Annotated in this window: 16 protein-coding genes; 14 read left to right on the top strand and 2 right to left on the bottom strand. The window is 48.3% G+C overall.

Annotation, left to right across the window (positions count from 1 at the left end; genetic code table 11):
* The first annotated feature begins 30 nt into the window (after positions 1 to 30).
* From dcuS to MKY35_RS17240, 6 genes are all read left to right on the top strand, one after another.
* Positions 31 to 1686, top strand: a complete 1656-nt coding sequence (gene dcuS, locus MKY35_RS17265; RefSeq protein ID WP_342444333.1) for a DcuS/MalK family sensor histidine kinase — start codon at positions 31 to 33, stop codon at positions 1684 to 1686.
* Entirely contained in the window at positions 1679 to 2386 is a 708-nt protein-coding gene (gene dcuR, locus MKY35_RS17260; protein ID WP_342444332.1) for a two-component system response regulator DcuR, read from the top strand. The genes dcuS and dcuR overlap by 8 nt, the downstream gene beginning before the upstream one ends.
* A gap of 121 nt (positions 2387 to 2507) precedes the next feature.
* Positions 2508 to 3854: a 2-hydroxycarboxylate transporter family protein gene (locus MKY35_RS17255; protein WP_342444331.1), complete on the top strand. Its 1347-nt coding sequence runs from the start codon at positions 2508 to 2510 to the stop codon at positions 3852 to 3854.
* 63 nt (positions 3855 to 3917) lie between these two features.
* Complete coding sequence (locus tag MKY35_RS17250; protein ID WP_342444330.1) at positions 3918 to 5114, top strand: malic enzyme-like NAD(P)-binding protein; 1197 nt, start codon at positions 3918 to 3920, stop codon at positions 5112 to 5114.
* 168 nt (positions 5115 to 5282) lie between these two features.
* Positions 5283 to 5657, top strand: coding sequence for a hypothetical protein (locus tag MKY35_RS17245; protein WP_069012560.1), 375 nt, complete (start codon positions 5283 to 5285; stop codon positions 5655 to 5657).
* A gap of 24 nt (positions 5658 to 5681) precedes the next feature.
* Positions 5682 to 5867 carry a YfhD family protein gene (locus MKY35_RS17240; RefSeq protein WP_069290020.1) on the top strand — a complete coding sequence of 62 codons (186 nt, stop codon included), beginning with the start codon at positions 5682 to 5684 and terminating at the stop codon, positions 5865 to 5867.
* A gap of 84 nt (positions 5868 to 5951) precedes the next feature.
* Here MKY35_RS17240 and MKY35_RS17235 read toward each other — a convergent pair whose 3' ends face one another.
* On the bottom strand, positions 5952 to 6416 hold the full coding sequence (locus tag MKY35_RS17235) for a hypothetical protein (protein WP_342444329.1): 465 nt from the start codon (positions 6414 to 6416) through the stop codon (positions 5952 to 5954).
* On the opposite strand from MKY35_RS17235, the gene prmA reads away from it, so the two are divergent.
* From prmA to MKY35_RS17210, 5 genes are all read left to right on the top strand, one after another.
* Positions 6390 to 7355, top strand: a complete 966-nt coding sequence (prmA, locus tag MKY35_RS17230; RefSeq protein ID WP_029515347.1) for a 50S ribosomal protein L11 methyltransferase — start codon at positions 6390 to 6392, stop codon at positions 7353 to 7355. The genes MKY35_RS17235 and prmA overlap by 27 nt on opposite strands.
* Before the next feature lie 2 nt (positions 7356 to 7357).
* Positions 7358 to 8050 carry a site-2 protease family protein gene (locus MKY35_RS17225; protein WP_250239591.1) on the top strand — a complete coding sequence of 231 codons (693 nt, stop codon included), beginning with the start codon at positions 7358 to 7360 and terminating at the stop codon, positions 8048 to 8050.
* Positions 8051 to 8238: 188 nt separating this feature from the next.
* The gene (locus MKY35_RS17220; protein WP_342444328.1) at positions 8239 to 9003 is read left to right on the top strand and encodes a 16S rRNA (uracil(1498)-N(3))-methyltransferase; all 765 of its coding nucleotides are present in this window, start codon (positions 8239 to 8241) and stop codon (positions 9001 to 9003) included.
* Position 9004: 1 nt separating this feature from the next.
* Positions 9005 to 10348: a tRNA (N(6)-L-threonylcarbamoyladenosine(37)-C(2))-methylthiotransferase MtaB gene (mtaB, locus tag MKY35_RS17215; RefSeq protein ID WP_103049601.1), complete on the top strand. Its 1344-nt coding sequence runs from the start codon at positions 9005 to 9007 to the stop codon at positions 10346 to 10348.
* A gap of 104 nt (positions 10349 to 10452) precedes the next feature.
* The gene (locus MKY35_RS17210; protein ID WP_029515343.1) at positions 10453 to 10887 is read left to right on the top strand and encodes an NUDIX domain-containing protein; all 435 of its coding nucleotides are present in this window, start codon (positions 10453 to 10455) and stop codon (positions 10885 to 10887) included.
* Here MKY35_RS17210 and MKY35_RS17205 read toward each other — a convergent pair.
* Positions 10877 to 11899, bottom strand: coding sequence for a Na/Pi symporter (locus MKY35_RS17205; RefSeq protein WP_340957579.1), 1023 nt, complete (start codon positions 11897 to 11899; stop codon positions 10877 to 10879). The two genes, MKY35_RS17210 and MKY35_RS17205, sit on opposite strands and share 11 nt — an antisense overlap.
* 353 nt (positions 11900 to 12252) lie before the next feature.
* Here MKY35_RS17205 and MKY35_RS17200 point away from each other — a divergent pair, with 353 nt between their 5' ends.
* The 3 genes from MKY35_RS17200 to addA all read left to right on the top strand — a co-directional run bounded on the left by MKY35_RS17200 (position 12253) and on the right by addA (position 21451).
* Complete coding sequence (locus MKY35_RS17200) at positions 12253 to 13632, top strand: class I SAM-dependent rRNA methyltransferase (protein WP_342444327.1); 1380 nt, start codon at positions 12253 to 12255, stop codon at positions 13630 to 13632.
* Positions 13633 to 13868: 236 nt separating this feature from the next.
* Positions 13869 to 17435, top strand: coding sequence for a helicase-exonuclease AddAB subunit AddB (gene addB / locus MKY35_RS17195; protein ID WP_342444326.1), 3567 nt, complete (start codon positions 13869 to 13871; stop codon positions 17433 to 17435).
* Positions 17432 to 21451, top strand: a complete 4020-nt coding sequence (gene addA / locus MKY35_RS17190; RefSeq protein WP_342444325.1) for a helicase-exonuclease AddAB subunit AddA — start codon at positions 17432 to 17434, stop codon at positions 21449 to 21451. Before addB ends, addA begins: the two co-directional genes overlap by 4 nt.
* Positions 21452 to 21464 lie beyond the last annotated feature (13 nt).

Genomic DNA, 21464 nt, shown 5'->3' with positions numbered 1-21464 from the left:
CTATCGAGACTTAATATCAAGTAGAAAGGGGTGAGTTCCATCGGAAATGTACAGCTCAAGCTGCGTCGGGGTAAACCACTATTAAAGCTCAGAGGCCTAATTACACTGCTAGTATGTCTAGTTATGGCACTTGTGCTTCTGCCTGTAACCCTGTTATTTGCGGAGAGAGTGGAGCAGGAAACTGAGAAGGGACTGGAAGAAAAGGCAATGTCCATCGCGCGTACACTCGCCCATACGCCGCTTATTGTCGAGCAATTGCAAGGGACGGGTTCGTCTCTTTCCATGCAGGAGTATGTGAAGAGGGTCTCAGCAGCAAATCACATCCAGTTCATCGTGGCTATGGATATGAAGGGAATTCGTAAAACGCACCCGGATGCTAGGATGATCGGCAAAGCCTTTGTCGGCGGAGACGAGTATACTGCACTTCATGGCCATGAGAGCGTGTCCGTTGCGAAGGGTACATTGGGCTTGTCCATGAGAGCCTTTTCCCCCGTGTTCAGTTCAACGGGGAAGCAGGTAGGGGCGATTGTTGTTGGTATATCCATGCAAGATGTACAGATGGCTCAGGAAGGCAACAACCGTCTTATTGCTATCGCCCTTGGCATCGGAATATTGATCGGCACTGGAGGTGCGGTAGTGCTGGCTCGTAAAATTAAAAATATGCTGGTCGGTCTGGAGCCGCCGGAAATCGCACGCTTGCTGGAGGAACGCAGCGCTATGCTGCAATCCATCAAGGAAGGAGTTATTGCGGTAGATGAATTCGGTCGCGTCATGCTGATGAATGCAGAAGCGATTCGTCTACTTAGACAAGCGGGGATTGAAGATTTCTCATTCTCCGGACAGGAAATTACCGTTTATCTATCCGCTTTTCGATTGCAAGAGGTCCTGGAAGCGAGTACTCCACAAATGGATGAGGAAATGGAGCTGGGTGGAATAACTTTGCTGACTACCAGTGTTCCGATACGGGTCAAAGGGGAAATTGTGGGAGCAATTGTAACCTTTCGAGATAAAACCGAAATGAACCAGCTGGCAGAACGTTTGACAGGAGTGTCCCTGTACACGGAAGCACTACGTGCGCAGGCTCATGAATTTATGAACAAGCTGCATGTCATTATGGGGATGGTGCACTTGCAAATGTATGATAAACTGGAGCATTACATTATGGATGCCGTCGAGCATCATCAAGTGGAAATTGGCTCTATCACCCGGCAGATTAGGGACCCGGTTATGGCAGGGTTTGTGTTGGGAAAATTAAGCCGGGCCAGAGAGGTAGCGGTAAGTTTTGAACTGACTCCAGGTAGTTACTTGCCCGAATCCAGTCAAACTCAAACGACACATGAACTGATTACTATTCTTGGCAATCTGTTTGATAATGCTGTGGAGGCGATGGAATCTTTCGAGCACAAGCGGATTACCCTTTCACTTTATTATGAGGAAAGCCAGAAGAACGGTTATCTGACCTGTATCATGTGCGACAATGGTCCAGGTATACCGGAAGGGCTTGTGAAGGCTATATTTGAAAAAGGTTTTTCGACCAAGGGAGAGTCACGAGGGATGGGTCTTTATCTGGTGACGCAAAGCGTGAAAAGATTACAGGGAAGTATAAAGTTGATCCCAGCCGAGCAAGGGTGCTGTTTTCAGATTACGATTCCATACATTATAGCGGGGAATGATGAACATGATTAATGTCCTGATTGTAGAAGATGATCCGATGGTTGCGGAATTTAACCGAAAATATACGGAGCAGGTGGAAGGTTTTCGATGTGAGGGTTGGGCTTCTTCTGTGGAAGAGACGAAGAAATATATAGCTGAACAGGCCATTGATCTGATATTGCTTGATGTGTATATGCAGGAAAGCAATGGCCTCGATTTACTGTCATTCATACGGGAGACAGGTGTAAATATAGATGTCATTGTCATCTCGGCTGCAAGTGACATGAACAGTGTCAAAAAAGCAATGAACTTCGGCGCGGTGGATTACTTAATTAAGCCGTTCCACTTTAACCGTTTTTTGGAGGCCCTCACGGGGTACCGAGAGCACATTAGCATCGTGCGTGAGCGTAGTCTACTTTCTCAGGAGGAGTTGGACCGACTGATTTATCATAAAAGCTTGACTAAAGACTTGGCACGATTGCCCAAAGGCATAACTAAATCCACGCTGGCTATGATATGGAATTGTATCCAGCGGCACAATAAGGTACTATTTTCCACTGAGGATATTGCGGAGAGTGCAGGGATATCCAGGGTGTCTATGCGCAAGTACCTGGCTTTTATGACAGAGATTGAGGCTCTTTCCATGGAAACCATATACGGAACCATAGGACGCCCTGTTTACCAATACCGAATATTGCCACAGGCAGAAGACATCATGAATAGTTTTATTTAAGCCTTCTTTCCGATTACTTTAATTACAAAAGTGAATGATTAGTTTTAAAACCAAATAAAGCGTTTTCCAAGGTGTAGAATGGAAACATGATCATCATTCTTCACTTTATGGAGGGAGATTTATGGAAAATGCTACGAACCAGCCTGTCATTCAAAAGGGGCAAAGATGGAGCAAAAATTTTGTAGATGGCATGAGAATGCTGGGCAGGGTAAAGGTGGGGGTTATTCCTCTTCCGCTCTATGCCGTGATCGCGCTGATTGTTTATGCAGCTGCAATCACTGAAAGACTTCCGAACGATCTGTTAGGCGGGTTTGCCGTCATCATGATTTTAGGTATACTGCTCAGTGATTTAGGGGCCAAACTTCCTTTGCTTAAGCATATTGGCGGGCCGGCCATTTTATCTCTTATGGTTCCATCGTTAATGGTATTTTGGAATATGTTTAGTCCATCTGCGATGGGTGCTGTACACACGCTTATGAAAACCTCGAATTTTCTTTACTTCTACATCGCATGTCTAGTAACCGGGAGTATTCTTGGTATGGATCGGAAAATGCTGATAAACGGAATTGTCAAAATTTTTGCCCCCATTATTATAGGATCTATTGCAGCTGTTGGCGTGGGAATGGTGGTGGGTATGGCTTTTGGCTATAGTGCCTATCATACATTTTTTTTCATCATCATTCCGATTATCTCCGGTGGGATTGGGGAAGGCATTTTACCGTTGTCCATTTCGTATGGATTGGTGCTGGGCAAGGATTCGGCAGTATTCGTATCCCAGTTTATCCCGGCTGCTATTATCGGGAACATTGTTGCAATCATAGGTGCGGGTGTTCTGAAGAGATTAGCAGAGAAAAATCCAAAAACTTCAGGTAACGGAAGGTTACTAAAACTTGAGAAAGATGCAGACAAGTTAGCTCCGGCAATTCTGGAACAATCGATTTCTTTTCCATTGATGGGAGGAGGTCTGCTGTTGGCCTGTACTTTCTTTATTGTGGGTAAGCTGTTGGAGCCGTATCTCCATATTCCAGGTCCGATTCTCATGATTCTGGCGGCGGCATTAATTAAGTGCATTCAGATCATGCCGAACACATTGGAGCAGGGAGCTTTTCACTTATACAAGTGTATAACGGCAAGTCTGACATGGCCCTTGATGGTGGGATTGGGTATTTTGTATGTACCTTTGGATAGTGTGGTTGGGATCTTAACGGTTCCTTATGCCATCACCTGCGCATCTGTTGTAGTTGCATTGATTGTTACAGGATACTTCACAGGAAAATGGATTCACATGTATCCCGTAGAAGCTGCTTTGGTGACCAGTTGTCGCGGTGGATTAGGGGGCACGGGAGATGTAGCCATTCTGTCTGCATCCAATAGGATGGAACTGATGCCTTTTGCGCAAATTGCAACACGTATTGGAGGGGCAGGCACGGTCATTTTAGCAACTTTGTTACTCCAATTATGGAGCTGATGAGTTTTATACACAGGATTGAGTTTCATATCCAAATAGAGACATGAAAGGATGGAGAAAAATATGAGCAGTTTAATAGATGAAATTAGAGAATTACACGCAGGTGGCAAAATGGAGACCTTACCAAAGAAGCCAATTGAAACGATGGAAGGGTTGTCCAAAGTGTATACGCCGGGTGTAGCTGAAATTTGTATGGAAATCGCCAATGACCCAGCCAAAGCGTATCAATTAACGATCAAAAAAAATACTGTAGCGGTCGTATCAGATGGAACAGCGGTACTGGGCTTAGGAGATATCGGGCCGGAGGCTGCTATGCCTGTAATGGAGGGTAAAGCGGTGTTGTTCAAACAATTTGCAGGTGTCGACGCCTTTCCGATTTGTCTCAACACGAAGGACGCTGATGAAATTGTTCAAATTGTTAAAATGATTGCTCCTGCTTTTGGCGGCATTAATTTGGAGGATATATCTTCGCCACGTTGTTTTGAAATCGAGAGACGGTTGAAGCAGGAACTGGACATTCCAGTATTTCATGATGATCAACATGGTACGGCAGTCGTTGTGTTAGCGGGTCTGGTCAATGCATTAAAGGTATGTGGCAAAAAAATGGAGGATGTCAAAGTCGTATTTGCAGGAATTGGTGCAGCGGGTATGGCCTGCTCCCGTATGCTGCTTAAGGCAGGTGTGCGCAATCTGATTGGCGTTGATCGACAGGGAGCTATTCACCGTGATGTGGAGTACAGTAATCCGCATTGGACAGAGTATGCGAACATGACTAATCCGCACAATTTAAGTGGGAGTTTATCCGAGGTGATTTTGGGAGCTGATGTATTCATCGGTGTGTCAGGCTCGAACATACTGACTGTAGAGGATATACAGAGCATGGCAACTGATCCTATTGTGTTCGCCATGGCGAATCCGATTCCGGAAATCGATCCGGCTGTAGCTGCACCTTATGTACGTGTGCTCGCTACTGGCCGCTCCGATTTTCCAAATCAGATTAACAATGTGCTGTGCTTCCCGGGAATTTTCCGGGGTGCTCTAGATTGCCATGCTACGACGATTAATGAGGAAATGAAACTAGCTGCCGGACTTGCCATCGCTGATGCGATCTGTCCTGAGGAGCTAAGTGAAACTTATATCATACCGAATGTCTTTAATCCGAAGGTGGTTCAAAAGGTACGGGATGCAGTTATTCGCGCTGCTTGGGAGACAGGAGTAGCTAAGTCAGGTGAAGCTCCAGCAGCTGTTTTACACCCGTAAAAGTTATGCTCTTCACAAACTCTGGTTCACTGTCTTGGCCTACTGTTCTTGATATCGTCTGCATCCGTCGGAATATAAAATCGTGCCAATGAGCAGGATATAACAAAGCGTAACGCTCTATGCTCTTGAAGAGCAGTTGCGCTCAATACTACACAGGGAGATTTTGAGATGGGCGAAAAAAATATTTTGGCGTATTTCAAAAGTCCTGAGGAAGCACAGGGAGCTGCTAGAAAACTGGAAGCTCTCCGGGCAGCCGATGTGTCGATAGACCGATTTAGCCGGTATCCGCGGCAGTCTACTGGCAACGCCGGATTGCCTGTATTTTCAGGACAGATTAGCAGCTTGTCCTCATTGACACAGGGCGTGGACTTTACAGATGCAACTCCAGCAATACTGGCTGCGGCTGATCCGTCCGCCAGTGGCATGAGTGATGGAGGACAGGGCGGACCGACAGGCCGCGATATTTTGTTGACTGCTGTGGTGGATGAATCCATTCATCATCAGGCAATGTCCATCGTGGAACAAGCGGGTGGAATGCTGTGAAAAGTTTGGAAGGGGCAGTGACCGATGTCTAAAAACAAACGGTTTGATAAAGTGCTAACCAAAACAGAGAAAATCAAACGCATGCAATCTGCTAAAAATGAAGATGTTGAGTTCTCAGCAGATCAGGCAGATGCTGAGGATCTGGAAGCGATCCGACGTAGCGAAGTAGCTGACCGTCGTCAGCAGCGTATCATAAACGACAATGAGTAGAATTTAATAAGACGGGTTATCTCCATCAATAGGATGATTTGTGGGATAGCCCGTCTTATTTGTGTTCTTTCCTTTTTCTATTCATTATCCGCTGTATGCTGTTGCACTAAAAACAAGAGGACCGGCGACGAAAGTAGTAGTCGCAGGCGTTTGATTTTCAATAATTAGTTGGTAGTTTTGCACGCCCAGAGGCGCAACGTCTACCGTTTCGACATTAAGAATAATATTGTTATCGAAGACATTGGATTCCAGTCCGTAATAAATTTCCTTGCCGGTTCTCCATATACGTACAAGTACTCTAATGTTGCCGACACCGACGAAACGTAGTCCAATCGAGGCTTTTAACTCTAAGCGGTTGTTGACAGCACCAGAAATAGCAGGATCAATAAATACAGACGTCGTAGCAATTCCAAGTCCGGCTGGAGAAATCGGAAAAGGACGATTACCAGCTTTTTTGAACTCCTGTGCATGTATATAGTACAATGTAATGTATGCATGTGAAATGAGGAGGAAATGAAAACCATGTTGTGGAATGAAATTACAATACATACAACCGAAGAAGCCATCGAAATGATTTCGAATTTTCTGCACGAAGCAGGTGCAGGAGGGGTTTCCATTGAAGAATCCGGTTCGCTCAACAAGCCGCGGGATACGTCCTATGGACAGTGGTATGATCGACCTTTGAACGACATACCTGAAGGACAAGCGATCATCAAAGGCTATTTTGCCGAAGAAGTGGACATGGATAGTATTCGTTCGCAAATTGAGCCGCGCGTCGAAGAATTGAGAACTTTCGATATTGACCCTGGTGAGGTTCAGTATGAACTGAAAACAGTTGATGAGGATGACTGGGCAAATGCTTGGAAGCAATATTTCAAGCCTTTGCGTGTGTCGGACCGTCTGACGATTAAACCTACTTGGGAGGACTATGAGCCTGCGAGTGAAGAGGAAAAAATCATTGAGCTGGACCCTGGTATGGCCTTCGGGACTGGAACGCATCCTACGACATCCCTTTGTCTGAGAACGCTGGAATCTGTGATTAAGGGCGGGGAAGAAGTCATTGATGTCGGCACGGGTTCCGGTATTTTGGCCATTGGAGCTGTAAAGCTGGGAGCGAAGCATGTACTTGCCTTGGATCTGGATCCGGTGGCAGTATCCAGTGCGCGGGAAAATACGCGTCTGAACGGGCTGGAGGAACGCATTACCATTAAAGAAAGTGATTTGCTATCCGTGCTTAATGCAAGTGATCCAACGCTGGGTATCCAGTTACCGGTCAAGCTGGTGGTAGCTAATATTTTAGCAGAGATTATTTTGCTGTTCATTGACGATGTATATAAAGCCCTGGAACCAGGTGGTATTTATATTGCTTCAGGGATTTGGAAGAACAAAGAAGAAGTTGTCGAAACTGCGTTGAAGGCAGCTGGCTTTGAGATTGCCGAAATAAGCCGGGATGAAGATTGGCTGGCGTTTGTGGCGAGAAAGAGGTAAGTATGGATTTTTTACAAAATATTTTTCGTGTAAATTTAAATGTTCTTCCATTTTATTTGCTGGCTGTGATCATATCGTTCACGGTTCATGAGTTTGCACATGCATTTTATGCCAATAAATTTGGTGACCCTACAGCCAAGCTACTTGGGCGCGTGACTTTAAATCCGGCAGTGCATATTGACCTACTGGGTACGCTACTGCTGCTGATCGGAGGCTTTGGCTGGGCCAAACCAGTTCCGGTTAATCGTGACAACTTTAGTCGTCCGCGCCTCATGGGCATTATCGTATCGGCTGCGGGTCCGCTTAGCAATCTGCTGCTTGCATTTGTTACTACTTTAATCTATGCCGTGCTCCTTCATTTTCAAGTATTGCCGGGGATGGAGAACCAACGGGTAGCTCAAGCAATCTATTTGTTTATCAATGCATTGATCAATTTAAATCTGTTTTTGTTTATCTTTAATTTGATCCCACTGCCTCCACTGGATGGATACCGGATTGTGGAAGATGTGGCCCCCACTCCTGTACGTCGCAAACTCCAGCAGTTTGAACAGTGGTCGATCTTTATTTTTCTGCTTATCCTGGTCATTCCGCAGGTTCGAGCTGTAACGATTGAACCTCTTTACACGCTGGCCCAGATGATTTATATACAGTTTTTGCAGTTCTCTTTTTATATCACTGGATTATTCGGAGCCTAAGGGCTCCTTTTTTTACGAGAATGGTAGGTATACCTTGAATAGAAGAGTGAACAGACTGGTCATACAGGCGCAAAAGATGATATGATGTTGCTTGGTGATTTATTCGGATTTTGTACGGAACATTAGTGGATAACAGTTATTTTTAGAATGAGGATTTTTGCAAAATCCAGGAATAGGTGTGAGAGAGAATGCAGCGTTATTTTATTCCGGCAGAGCAATTTCTAGAAGATCACGTGATTGTTGCGGGTGAGGACGCGCGGCATATCGCTAAAGTCATGAGGGGCCGTAGTGGTGACAAAATTATAGTCAGTGACGGGGTATCTAGGGAAGCACTGGTTGCATTGGATACGATAGAGCAGGATCATGTTACGGCGACGATTATTGAGCCGCTGAAGATGACCTCTGAACCGCATGTGCAGGTCACCATCGCTCAGAGTCTTCCTAAAGGAGACAAGATGGAGACGGTGATGCAAAAATGTACAGAAATCGGAGCAACCGGGTTTGTACCGTTTTTGTCCGAGCGTACGGTCGTGCAGTATGATGCCAAAAAAGAAGGCAAGCGACTGGAGCGTTGGCGCAAGATTGTGAAGGAAGCGGCTGAACAAAGCCACCGTAACCGGATTCCAGAAATTAGTGCGCCCATGACGTGGAAAGAACTTCTGGCTTCTTTTGCTGGGTATGATTTGATATGTTATTGTTATGAAAAAGAGCAGGGTCAGCAGCTACGGGATGTAATCCAGCCATTGGTAGGACAATGGGCGTCGACGGACATGCCGCGTGTTCTGCTGGTGGTAGGCCCGGAAGGCGGCTTTACTGAAGCGGAAAGCCTGGAGGCCGAGCAGGCTGGGGCCCAGTCTACAGGACTGGGAAGACGTATTTTGCGTGCTGAGACCGCAGGAATGGCTGCATTGGCTTGCATTTTATATGAGACAGGAGAAATGGGAGGGGTTTAATATGCCGTCAGTGGCATTTTACACATTGGGCTGTAAGGTAAACTTTTATGATACAGAAGCGATCTGGCAGCTGTTTAAAAATGAAGGTTATGAACAGGTGGACTTTGATGAGCAGACCGCGGATGTCTATCTTATTAATACATGTACCGTTACGAATACCGGTGATAAAAAGAGTCGTCAGATCATTCGCCGCGCGATTCGCCGCAATCCAGATGCCATTGTGGCAGTGACGGGCTGCTACGCCCAAACTTCTCCTGCCGAAATTATGGATATTCCTGGCGTTGATCTCGTTATCGGGACTCAAGATCGGGACAAAATCATTCCGTTCGTGCAGGAAATTCAAGGGACGCGTCAACCAGTGAACGCCGTGCGCAATATTATGAAAACGCGTGTATTTGAGGAAATGGATGTGCCTGATTTTGCTAATCATACTCGGGCCTTTTTGAAAATTCAGGATGGGTGCAATAACTTCTGTACCTTCTGCATCATTCCATGGTCGCGGGGGCTATCCCGCAGTCGTGACGCTGCGAGCATTATTGCACAGGCGCGTCAACTGGTACACGCAGGCTACAAGGAAATAGTACTCACTGGTATCCATACTGGCGGTTATGGTGACGACATGGATAATTATGACCTATCTGATCTGCTGTGGGATCTGGAGAAGGTGGAAGGCCTGGAGCGTATCCGCATCAGTTCGATTGAAGCCAGCCAGATTGATGAAAAAATGCTTGATGTACTGAACCGTTCCACCAAGCTGGTTCGTCATTTTCACATACCGCTTCAGGCGGGGGACGACACTGTATTGAAACGGATGCGTCGTAAGTACACCACAGAAGAGTTTTATAACAAAATGCTTATGATTCGCAAAGCAATGCCCGATGTTGCGATTACAACGGACGTAATTGTCGGCTTCCCTGGGGAGACGGATGAAATGTTCCGCAATGGCTATGAGCTGATGAAAAAAATCGGTTTTTCAGAAATGCATGTGTTTCCGTACTCCAAGCGTAGTGGAACTCCTGCGGCGCGTATGGAGGATCAGGTGGACGAAGACGTGAAAAATGCACGAGTGCATGAGCTGATACAACTGTCAGAGCAAATGCAACTGGCGTATGCTGAGAAGTTTGTAGGTCAGGTACTGGAGGTCATTCCGGAAGTTGCGCCGAAAGGGACCGAAGATAGCGGCATACTCCATGGATATAGTGACAATTATATTCAACTGGCGTTTGAAGGTACTGAGGATCTGGTTGGCAAGGTATGCCGCGTGAAGCTAACGAAGGCAGGCATTAATGAAAGTGAAGGCCAATTGGTTCGCGTACTGGAGAATGGGCTGCAAACAGCTCTGTAAGAACAAAAAAAGCCTGAAAAGGCAATAGAGATGGCAAACAAGGATTTCGCCTTTCCTTACAGAGAGGACGGAATCCTTGTTGCGCAAGGAAGGGAGATTACAGGATGGCAGCAAAAAAGGAAATTTCAGCAGGCGGTGTTGTGTTTCGCAAACAGGGGGAGCAGCTTGAAATTCAGCTCATTACTGACCGATATGGCAAGGTATCCTTGGCTAAAGGAAAAATGGAGTTGGGAGAAACAATCGAACAGACGGCTTTACGTGAAATTCGCGAGGAAACAGGGTTGAACGGGCGGATTATCCAGCATGTAGATATGATTGCTTATACGTATCAGCATCCGGAATTTGGGGAAGTGGATAAAGAAGTACACTATTATCTTGTAGAGGCACTGGATGGGGATTTACAGGCACAAATCGAAGAAATTAAGGGAGTTGCATGGCATAAGCCTGAGGAAGCATGGCTTCTCCAGCGCCAGGGCGGATATGACAATAATGATGTCATTTTGAGCAAGGCGCTGTCCATGCTAGGAATTAACGTTTGATTCTGTGGGGAGATATACGATCCTCTAAACGAGTCCATACAGGTAGGTAGCACAGAGGCAAGACCAGTAGAGAGCTAATGACGTTAAACAGGGTTTGGGCATGGGCTACCTTGGCTCCGGGCTCGGTAGATATCCAGGCGGCGGCCATTTCTAGCCCAGGGATCAACGGCATAAAGAGCAAGGCTCCGCCTACGTTCAGCAGCACATGGGACCAGGCTACAAATTTGCCGGACACGCTGCCACCAACAGCGGCAATCAGGGCGGTTACGCAGGTGCCTACATTGGAGCCGATGACGATGGCGATCCCCACATCGGCTGGCAAGGCACCCGCAGCGGCAAGGCTGATCGCCATGCCAATAACGGCTGCACTACTGTGAACCAGTGCGGTCAGGCAGGCACCAGCAGCGAAGGCCCACCACATGTTGGCCGCAGCGTGATCAAGAAACCAGCGGAATAGTCCGGCCTGCTCAATCCATGGGCCGACCGTTTGCATTACGCGGATACCCGCCAGAATCAGCGAAAATCCAGCAAATACGAGGCTGATATATTGTACAGCCTGCGGACGGCTAAGCCCATTGGAGCCGGGTGAAACTCCGGCAGAAGCGTACTGGCGAACGGAGACGGATTCTCCCCACAGTACGGCGACGCTCCAGCAGAGCAGTGAGCCGCAGAGCAGCGGAACAGCCAGCTTGCCAAGCTGGAGCCCCATCAGCTCGGTGGTGAGACAGGTACCGATATTGGTGCCGAGAATGATGCCGAGCGTGCGGCCATAGGTCAACAGCCCGGCGTTGACCAGTCCGATCGTCAGCACCGTTACAGCGGTGCTGCTTTGCAACAGGGCGGTAATGCCTGAACTGAACAGCATACCCCGCCAAGGGGAAACGGTGGCGCGGTTCAGCCAGCGTGTGAGGAAGGGGCCAGCCAAATGCCGGAGGGCTGCTTCCATCAGCTTCATCCCGCCCAAAAAAATAAACAGTCCGCCGCACAGCGGGAGTATGACATGTATAAACACGGGCATAACCCCCTTTTCTAGAATACTTATGTAAACAGCCTATGATCTGTAGAGGACAGCCATGACAAGCATGGCTGAGCTCTTTTTTACGGAGCGATAATTTTGTAGTATCTTCGCAAGCTTTAAAAGCGTGACGTCGATATAAAGGCGGGCAGTAGCGGAGCGGTTCATTTGAATCTGGAGAAGCGCCAGCGTTCGCCTTTGCAACGAGATTCTTACCTTTAAATGTGTTACATAATCCCAAGAATCCCGTTGCAACAGCGATCGTAAGATCAAATGAATCGCGGAGCCGTGCCCCTATCGAACAAAACGTTTTAATACTTTGAGTAACTTAAGAATAGGAGTGAAGGATTTTGCCTTCAGTAATATTAGAACGCAGCCGTAAAAAAAGGCTGGAGCACGCACACCCTTGGGTGTTTAAAAACGAAATAGCCAAGATCGAAGGAGACCCAGAGGCAGGCGATTTGGTCAGCATCGTTAACCATCAGGGGCGTTATTTGGCGACAGGTTACTATAATCCGGCTTCACAAATTACAGTACGTGTGATGTCCTATGAGCCGCTGGAAGCAATGGATCAAAACTTTTTTGCCCAACGCTTTCGCAAATGCCTGGAGCACCGCGAACGTTTTGTGACCGGGGGAGACGCTTATCGGTTGGTGTACGGCGAGGCTGATTTTTTGCCTGGACTGATTGTAGATCGATTTGGTGATGTGTTGGTCGTGCAGTTGTTAACGCTTGGCATGGATCGGCGCAGGGAAGAAATCAGGGATGCGCTCGTTGAAGTATTGGGTCCTGTTGGTATATATGAGCGCAGTGATGTATCCATCCGAGAGCTGGAAGGATTGGAACAAACGAAGGGTCCTTTGTACGGTGATTGCCCGCGTCATGTGGTGGTGACGGAAAATGGCCTGCAAATCAAGGTTGATATCGTAGAGGGCCAGAAGACGGGTTATTTCTTTGACCAGCGTGAAAATCGTGCGGCCATAGCACCGTTGATGACAGGTTGGGGAGCACGTAGTGGAATTACGCTACAAGAAGTTACTACAGACTCAGGGGACGCTGGCACAACGGTCATGAAGCCAGTGAATAAAAGTGGTAAGGTTGTTGAATTCCCATTCTGGGACGGCGCAACCGTATTGGAATGTTTTTCACATACGGGAAGCTTTACGCTCAATGCCTGTAAACATGGTGCCAAAAAAGTAACTTGTCTTGATATTTCTGAGCATGCGATTGAAAGTGCGCGGGATAATGTCAAGCTGAACGGTTTTGAGGAACGCGTCGAGTTTGTCGTCGACGATGCTTTTCAATATTTGCGCAATCAGGTGAAAGGTGTAGAGGAACGCAATGCACGAGCCGGGGGCAAAGGAGATACGTCTAAGCCGCTGACAGCGGGTGGCGGACGCACCTTTGACGTGGTCATTCTTGATCCGCCAGCCTTTGCCAAAACGAAGAACGCTGTCAAAGGAGCTACACGTGGATATAAAGATATCAACCTGCACGGGATGAAGCTTGTCAATGAGGGTGGCTATCTGGTGACGGCGAGCTGCTCGTTCCATATGCGGCCGGAGTTGTTTTTGGACACCATTAAGGAAGCGGCGGCAGATGCCGGCAAAATCCTCCGTCTGGTAGACTGGAGAGCAGCTGGTAAGGACCATCCTCAAATTTTGGGTGTGGAGGAAGGCCATTATTTGAAATTCGCTATCTTTGAGGTGCGCAGCCGGACACAGCTGTAAGTTTCATACAAGGTCAAAGTCAATCGTTTTTTGGTGATTAAATAGGTAAAATAAACTCGTTTTAGGTATAAATCAGTCCTGTAGAGAAGGCGTGCACCAAGCCAATCTGCGGGACTGATTTATTTTTTAGAGGGAGAAAGAATTGCTACAACATGGCAAACGTACGTTCTTTTCTCTCTTGCCTGATATGCTATACTGTTTAATAGAATGTTGTTCGTTGGAAAGGAGGCCGCATCATGTCGGTCCGTTTGTTGATTGGCCGCTCTGGGAGTGGTAAAAGTACGTTAATCCGCAATGAAATGACGTCTATGTTACGCGAGGAGCCGCTAGGTAAGCCTATGCTGTTACTTGTACCGGAGCAATCGTCATTTGCTTCTGAGCATGCGTTACTTACAGAAGCCGGAAACGGTATTCAGGGGTCGGTGCGCGCCCAAGTGATGGGATTTCATCGTCTTGCCTATTTAGTTATGCAGGAAACTGGGGGTTCAGCGCTGGTGCCTGTAACGGAAGAAGGCAAGAAGATGCTTTTATATAAAATTATTCGTCGTCGCAAGGATGAACTGAGTTTGTTTAAGGATTCGGGAGACCAGCTCGGCTTTGTGGATCGGTTGAATACATTGTTTACGGAGCTAAAGCAGTACGGAAATGATACTCGGTCTGTACCCGAGCAACTGGAGCGAATGAACGCTGCTGGAGAGTCAACTCCGATTTTGCGCGGCAAGCTCAAAGATATCAGTCTAATCTACGAGGATTTTGAACGAGAGCTGACGCTTAAATATATTGACGGTGAAGATACGCTGCGCATGCTGGCAGAACAGATTGCAGAGTCTTCCCTTGTGCGTGGAGCAGACATTTGGATGGATGGCTACCGTAGGTTTACACCACATGAATATAAGGTGGTGGAGCAACTTATGCTGCATGCCTCTTCGTTGACAGTGGCGCTGACTTGCAACCGCAGCTACGAGAGCGGACAGCTTCCGCATGAGCTGGATTTGTTTCATCCTTCGGCGGCTACGTATGTAAAGCTCAAAGGAATGGCAGACGAGCTGATGATAGAGACGCAGACACAATTACTGCGCCCTGATCCGCTGCCGAGATTTAAGGAGCGTCCGGCGTTGGCGTATTTGGAGGCTAACTTTGAATATCGTACAGGGTTACGGAATCAGGAACAACGGATGCGTCAGCAGCATCTACGAGAGCAGTGGACAGAAAAGCAACCGGAGGGCATAAAACTGTACACTGCGGCTAATCGCCGTGCAGAGCTGGAAGGGGCTGTACGCGAAATGCGTCGTTTAGCCCGAGATGAAGGCGCGCGTTATCGGGAGATGGCCTTGTTTGTGCGTCATATTGAAGATTATGAGCCATGGGTGGAACCGATATTCAAACAATATGAGGTTCCAGTATTTCTGGATCAGCGGAGAAGTGTATTGCATCATCCCTTAGTGGAATTGATTCGGGCTTCACTGGATATCGTGCAGCGACGCTGGCGATATGAGGATGTATTTCGTGCGGTCAAAACAGATCTTCTCCTACCGCTGGACGGTCGGGTGAGCCGCGAGGAGCTGGATCGTCTGGAAAACTATGTACTGGCCTGCGGAATACAAGGTAGCCGTTGGACAGATGGTCGCCCGTGGCAGGCTGTACCCAGCTTGTCACTGGAGCTGGAGGAGCAGGAACGGAACCGTAGGCGGGATGAAACGTTGGATTTGATGGAGCTGTGCCGGGATGTGATCGTGACGCCTTTACGTGCGTTTGAGAAACGTGTGGGCAAGGCACGAACTGCACTTGAGAAGTGTGAAGCGGTATATCTGTTACTGGAGGATGCAGAAATTGGCCACAAGCTGGACGCCTTCATTCATCAGGAAGAGGAAGCAGGAAATCCTGAGCAGGCCAAGGAGCATCGTCAGGTATGGGATGCAGTGCTTGAACTACTGGATCAAATCGTCGAAATGATGGGTGACGAGAGGCTGGATACCTCTTTGTTTGCGGGTGTGCTGGAAACGGGATTGGCTGAATTCCGTATGGGACTTGTTCCGCCAGCTCTGGATCAGGTTCTAGTCGGAAACACGGATCGTACACGTGTGACCGGTATTCAACATGCTTTTGTGCTAGGTATGAACGAAGGTGTGATGCCGGCTGTGTTCCATGAGGACGGTGTGCTGAATGAGCAGGAGCGTACGGCATTAAACGAACGAGGCGTAGAGCTGGCGCCGGATATGACAAGACGTCTGCTGGACGAACGTTTTCTCGCTTATACGGCTCTTACTTCAGCCGGTAGAAGCCTGTGGATGAGCTATGCCGTGACTGATGAAGAAGGCAAGTCATTGTTGCCGTCTGAGTTAGTACGACATGTGCGGCAATTGTTTCCTAGTCTGGACGAACGCCCACTGGCTGGATACCCTTTGCCTGGGGATGCTTGGACGACGCAATGGGAGTATGCTTCTCATCCGTCCGAGGCTTTGCCGCAGCTCATTGCGCAATTACGCAATTGGCGACGTGGCGGTGACATTTTATCTCCTTGGTGGGAGGTATATAACTGGTATGCCAGCCAGCAAGGGCGTGAGAAGGACAAGCTGCGTCAGCTGTTGACCTCACTTTTTTATGAGAACCATGCCGAAATGCAGAAGGAAACGAGCCGCCGTCTGTACGGCAGTAAGTTGCGTACCAGCGTATCTCGTATGGAACGTTTTGTGGCATGTCCATTTTCGCACTTTGCCTCTCATGGTCTTCGTTTGAAGGAACGTCAAATGTATCGCCTGAAAGCCCCAGATATCGGACAATTATTCCATGCAGCGCTTGGAGAGATGGCGATCAATCTGCGTAATCGCAATGTCAGCTGGGGCAGTCTCAGCACGGAGGAATGCCGCCAAGAGGCGGAAAGTACAGTGGAGCGTTTGGCTCCTCGTCTGCAAGGCGAGATTCTAATGAGCTCCAAGCGGTATGGGTACATTTTGCGCAAATTGAAAGATATCGTGAGCCGTGCTTCGTTGATTTTAGGTGAACATGCGCGAAGAGGTAGTTTTGAGCCGATTGGGCTGGAGTTGGACTTTGGGCCGGGTCAGCAGCTTCCTCCGTTAAGCTTCCGGTTAGATAACGGTGTTGTGATGGAAATTGTCGGAAGGATCGACCGTGTAGATGTGGCAGAGGGAGAAAAAGGTTTACTTTTGCGTGTCATCGATTACAAGTCCAGCCAAAAGGATCTCAAGCTGCATGAAGTGTACTATGGCTTGTCCTTGCAAATGCTCACGTACCTGGATGTGCTGCTGAATGCGGCGGAGGAATGGTTGGGCGAGACTGCTTATCCGGCGGGTACGCTGTATTTTCACGTCCACAATCCGATGTTACAGTCGCCTAACGGTCTTAGCGCAGAACAGGCCCGTCAGGAGCTTTTGAAACGTTTTAAGATGAAAGGATTATTGCTTGCGGATCGGGATGTAGTTGGACAGATGGATACATCATTGGACAAGGGATATTCTTCTATTTTACCTGTTGCGGTGAAAGCAGACGGTAGTTTTTATAGCAGTGCCTCGGTTGCTTCGCCGGAACAGTGGGACAGCCTGCTAGCTTCGGTGCGTAATAATATTCGGACGATTGGTACACGGATGACAGAGGGCGATGTGGCCATTGAACCGTATCGTATCCAGCAAGAGACGGCATGTACCTTCTGCTCTTTTAAGCCTGTTTGTCAATTTGACGACAGTCTGGAGGGCAGTGGCTACAATCAATGGGGTAAACCCGGTAAGGATCAGATCTGGAATCTGCTGGGTCATACACAGGAAGGGAAAGGAGGAATGGACCAATGATAGGCACGTCAAACATGAAAGAAATACCGAAGCCGGAAGGCAGTATGTGGAGCGATGACCAGTGGCGTGCCATTTCGGAATCTGGTAACAACATGCTGGTCGCGGCAGCGGCAGGGTCCGGTAAAACCGCGGTACTTGTAGAGCGTATTATTCGTAAAATTGTCGATCCCCAGCTTGGCTTCAGTGTGGATCGGTTGCTGGTGGCCACCTTTACGAAGGCTGCTGCTGCTGAAATGCGTCAACGGATACGTGAGGCGTTGGAACGTGTACTGGAGCAGGAACCGGAAAGTGAACATGTACGTCGTCAGCTCTCGTTGCTGAATCGGGCTTCAATTACGACGCTTCATTCTTTTTGTATGGAGGTCATTCGCAGGCATTATCAGGCCATTCCTCTTGATCCCGGTTTTCGGATTATGAATGAGCATGAGACAGAATTGCTGCGCCAGGAGCTTCTAGAAGAACTGTTCGAAGAGAAATATGAGGCTCATGATGAAGGCAGTACATTCCGCAGACTAGTCGACTGGTTTAGTGGAGAACGCACTGATGATGCGATGTATGTGCTTGTTCAGCGGCTGTATGATTTTTCTCAAAGTCATCCTTGGCCGGAGCATTGGCTGCGGGAGACAGCAGCTGCATTTCGTGTGCAGGATGTAGCGGCTCTCGGAGAGACGCCTTGGGTTCGCAGCATTTTGGCGGATGCTGCACTTTCATTGCGCGGAGCAGCGAGCTTGCTGGAACAGGCGCATGAAACTGCTATGCAGCCCGGCGGTCCTGCACCTTATGCAGTGACGCTGCAAGAGGATACGGCGATGGTGAAGGGATTGCTGCAGGAATTGGAGACACAGCCGTGGGCATCTCTATATGATCATTTTCAGGCAGCTGCCTTCGGTAAGCTCAAGCCGGTCAAAAAAGATCAGACTGAGCCTGCATTGCAGGAACGGGTTAAGACGCTGCGCGAAGCAGCCAAAAAAATGATTACAGATATGAAGGCTTCCCTGTTTGGCAGGAGAGCAGAAGCCTATTGGGAGGAGCTACACGCCGCAGCTCCGTTGATGGACGAATTGGTAGAAACCGTGATTGTATTCGGGGAACGTTTTCAACAGCACAAGCAGTCAAAAGGGTTGGTGGATTTCGGGGATTTGGAACATTATTGTCTGAAAATATTACGACATCCCGATTCTACTCCGTACAAGCTACTACCTTCCGACGCTGCGCTCGAATACAAGGCGCAATTCGACGAGGTGCTGTTAGATGAGTATCAGGATACGAATACCGTACAGGAAGATATCGTTAGGCTGGTATCACGGGAGGAACCAGGTAACCGTTTTATGGTGGGCGACGTGAAACAGAGTATTTATCGGTTTCGGCTGGCGGAGCCGGGTCTGTTTTTGAATAAGTATGAACGGTACGGCATGCAGGAGCAGGAAGATGGATTTTTAATTGATTTGGCGCGTAATTTCCGCAGTCGGGAGGAAGTTGTCGATGCGGTCAATTTGGTGTTCCGCCAGATTATGAGTGTGGATGTAGCGGAAATTGAGTACGATGAACGAGCGTGGCTGGTACACGGCGCATCCTATCCCGACCCGTCGGATCAAGACACCGCATCTGTATACGCACCTGAGCTGCTGTTAGTAGATAAGGGTGGCCATGGTCTTTCCGAGGCTTCGGAGCTGTCCGAAACGGAGGACGAATCTGTTTTTCAGGAAAGTGAGCTGGCTGAACTTGTGGAGCTGGAAACGGCACAGTTAGAGGCTCGTGCGATTGCGCAACGGATTAAAGAACTGACCGGAGATACCGGACAACCACTGTTGATTTACGACAGAGGATTAAAAGCGATGCGTCCGGCAGTCTACGGCGATATCGTCATTTTGCTTCGTTCGGCAAGCGTGTGGGCCCCCCTAATTGTAGAGGAACTGCGGCTTGAGGGCATTCCGGCCTCCGGGGAGCAGACGACTGGCTTTTTTAAAGCAACAGAAGTTGAGGTAATGTTGTCTCTGCTGCATATTATTGATAATCCGCAGCAGGACATCCCGCTTGCATCCGTGCTTCGTTCGCCGATTGTCGGCTTGACCGAAGATGAACTGGCACAAATTCGGTTGGAGAAGCCGGATGGATTGTTTTATGGCGCATTGCTGGCGGCGGCAGAGGCGGACCCACTGAAGGAGAGCGAAAAAGGGACCACTGCTGACATCATGGAGTTGGATCTTTTCCCTGAGGACTCTTTATCTTCATCTGACTTTGGTAATAGAAATAACGGGAATACGTTGTCTGCCCGACTACGTTCATTTTTGCATAATTTGGAAGCCTGGCGGCAGGAAGCCCGACAAGGTAGCTTAAGTGCATTGATTTGGAATGTGCTGGAGGAAACAGGGTATCTGGATTGGGTCGGTGGACTGCCTGGCGGCTCACAGCGTCAAAGCAATTTGCGGGCGCTATATGACCGAGCGAGACAGTATGAGACTTCTACGTCCAACCGAGGATTGTTCCGATTTCTGACCTTCATTTCCCGTCTACGGGAGCGAGGCGGTGATTTAGGATCCATTAGCGGGGGGACCGAACCCGATCAAGCTGTCCGCATTATGACCATTCATAAAAGTAAAGGACTTGAATTCCCTATCGTGTTTATAGCCGGGACGGCAAAAATGTTCAATCAACAGGATCTCAATGCGCCGTTTCTTATGCACAAGGAGTTGGGGTTTGGTCCTAAATATGTGGAGGAACAAAATCGTGTCAGCTACCCTACGCTGCCCAATTTAGCGATCCGCCGACGCTCACAGCTGGAGCTATTGGCTGAGGAAATGCGGGTGTTATATGTGGCGCTTACACGGCCGCGTGAAAAGCTGATTATGACCGGAACCGTGAAGGATCTAGCTTCACGCGCAGCGGGTTGGGCACGTGCCAAAGAGCATACGGAAACGGTCTTACCAGACTATATGCTGGCGGCAGGCCGCAGCTATCTGGACTGGGTAGGTCCCGCTTTGATTCGGCATCCTTCTGCTACTTTGTTGAGGGAAGCGGCAGGTGATCAAGATGGGTACTATCACAAATTGGAACATATGCCGGGAACAGACTGGTTATTTAAAATTGTGGCCTCGGAAACATTTTCCGGCTCTCGTGTGAACTCAGATCATGAGGAAGAGGTGTCGGGCGAAGAGCGCCAAAAGAAGACAGAAGCACTGAGAAATGCGGAGCTAATCGACTTGAACGAAAAGAGTGAAACGGACATTGAAGCTGCTCTTTCCTGGACCTATCCGTATGAGCGGGCCGGCAAGACGGCAGCCAATACATCGGTTACTGAGATGAAAAGATGGCTGGAAATGCAGGAGATGGGATCGGACGACTGGTTGAATCTATCTACCTCCGTACTAGCAGAGTTACCGGAGGATCGGGAGGATTCTCACACTGGGGGCAGTCAATTACACTTGCGCAGACCTAAGTTTATGGGGAATCAGCGACTGACTCCAACGGAACGAGGAACGGTCTATCATACGTTGATGCTGCATTTGCCACTAGATGGGGGGATGAGCGCCGAAGTTATTGAGGAAACAAAGGCTCGTTTGCTCAATCAGCGTATGTTACTGAATGTCCATGCAAAGGCGCTAGATACGAATAAAATATTACGCTTTTTCACTAGTGAGCTGGGTAGCAGAATGTTGGGGGCATCGCATGTTCAAAGAGAGCTTCCGTTTACTTATACCATGCGGGCAAACGATTACTGGAACCACAGCTTACCATCGATGTCACCAGGACAAGAAACAGATTCGGAAGGTGGACAGGACGGAGATAAAGTGCTGATGAACGGCATTATTGACTGTCTATTTGAAACTCCCGAAGGACTCGTGCTGGTGGATTATAAAACAGATCGGATATCTGAGTATCGTACACTGTCCCATTTAACAGACCAATATCGTTTTCAATTGGAGCTGTATGCCCGTGTGATCGAAGAAATTACAGGCAAAAAGGTTGCTGAGAAGTGGCTGTATTTTTTAGAAGCTGGAGAGAGTGTACAGCTGTAGTTATATAGCTAGG

The organism is Paenibacillus sp. FSL L8-0638, assembly GCF_038593075.1.
Classification (GTDB): domain Bacteria; phylum Bacillota; class Bacilli; order Paenibacillales; family Paenibacillaceae; genus Paenibacillus; species Paenibacillus polymyxa_D.
The sequence above is the reverse complement of the archived record's forward strand: the minus strand, read 5'-3'. Positions and strand labels throughout refer to the sequence as shown.

Excerpts from the sequence above, each read along its gene's own strand:
- mtaB (WP_103049601.1), top strand. The coding sequence starts at position 9,005 with ATGCCGTCAGTGGCATTTTACACATTGGGCTGTAAGGTAAACTTTTAT.
- MKY35_RS17240 (WP_069290020.1), top strand. The coding sequence starts at position 5,682 with ATGTCTAAAAACAAACGGTTTGATAAAGTGCTAACCAAAACAGAGAAA.
- MKY35_RS17225 (WP_250239591.1), top strand. The coding sequence starts at position 7,358 with ATGGATTTTTTACAAAATATTTTTCGTGTAAATTTAAATGTTCTTCCA.
- MKY35_RS17245 (WP_069012560.1), top strand. The coding sequence starts at position 5,283 with ATGGGCGAAAAAAATATTTTGGCGTATTTCAAAAGTCCTGAGGAAGCA.
- MKY35_RS17255 (WP_342444331.1), top strand. The coding sequence starts at position 2,508 with ATGGAAAATGCTACGAACCAGCCTGTCATTCAAAAGGGGCAAAGATGG.
- MKY35_RS17210 (WP_029515343.1), top strand. The coding sequence starts at position 10,453 with ATGGCAGCAAAAAAGGAAATTTCAGCAGGCGGTGTTGTGTTTCGCAAA.
- addA (WP_342444325.1), top strand. The coding sequence starts at position 17,432 with ATGATAGGCACGTCAAACATGAAAGAAATACCGAAGCCGGAAGGCAGT.
- MKY35_RS17220 (WP_342444328.1), top strand. The coding sequence starts at position 8,239 with ATGCAGCGTTATTTTATTCCGGCAGAGCAATTTCTAGAAGATCACGTG.
- prmA (WP_029515347.1), top strand. The coding sequence starts at position 6,390 with ATGTTGTGGAATGAAATTACAATACATACAACCGAAGAAGCCATCGAA.
- dcuR (WP_342444332.1), top strand. The coding sequence starts at position 1,679 with ATGATTAATGTCCTGATTGTAGAAGATGATCCGATGGTTGCGGAATTT.
- MKY35_RS17250 (WP_342444330.1), top strand. The coding sequence starts at position 3,918 with ATGAGCAGTTTAATAGATGAAATTAGAGAATTACACGCAGGTGGCAAA.
- addB (WP_342444326.1), top strand. The coding sequence starts at position 13,869 with ATGTCGGTCCGTTTGTTGATTGGCCGCTCTGGGAGTGGTAAAAGTACG.
- MKY35_RS17235 (WP_342444329.1), bottom strand. The coding sequence starts at position 6,416 with ATGTATTGTAATTTCATTCCACAACATGGTTTTCATTTCCTCCTCATT.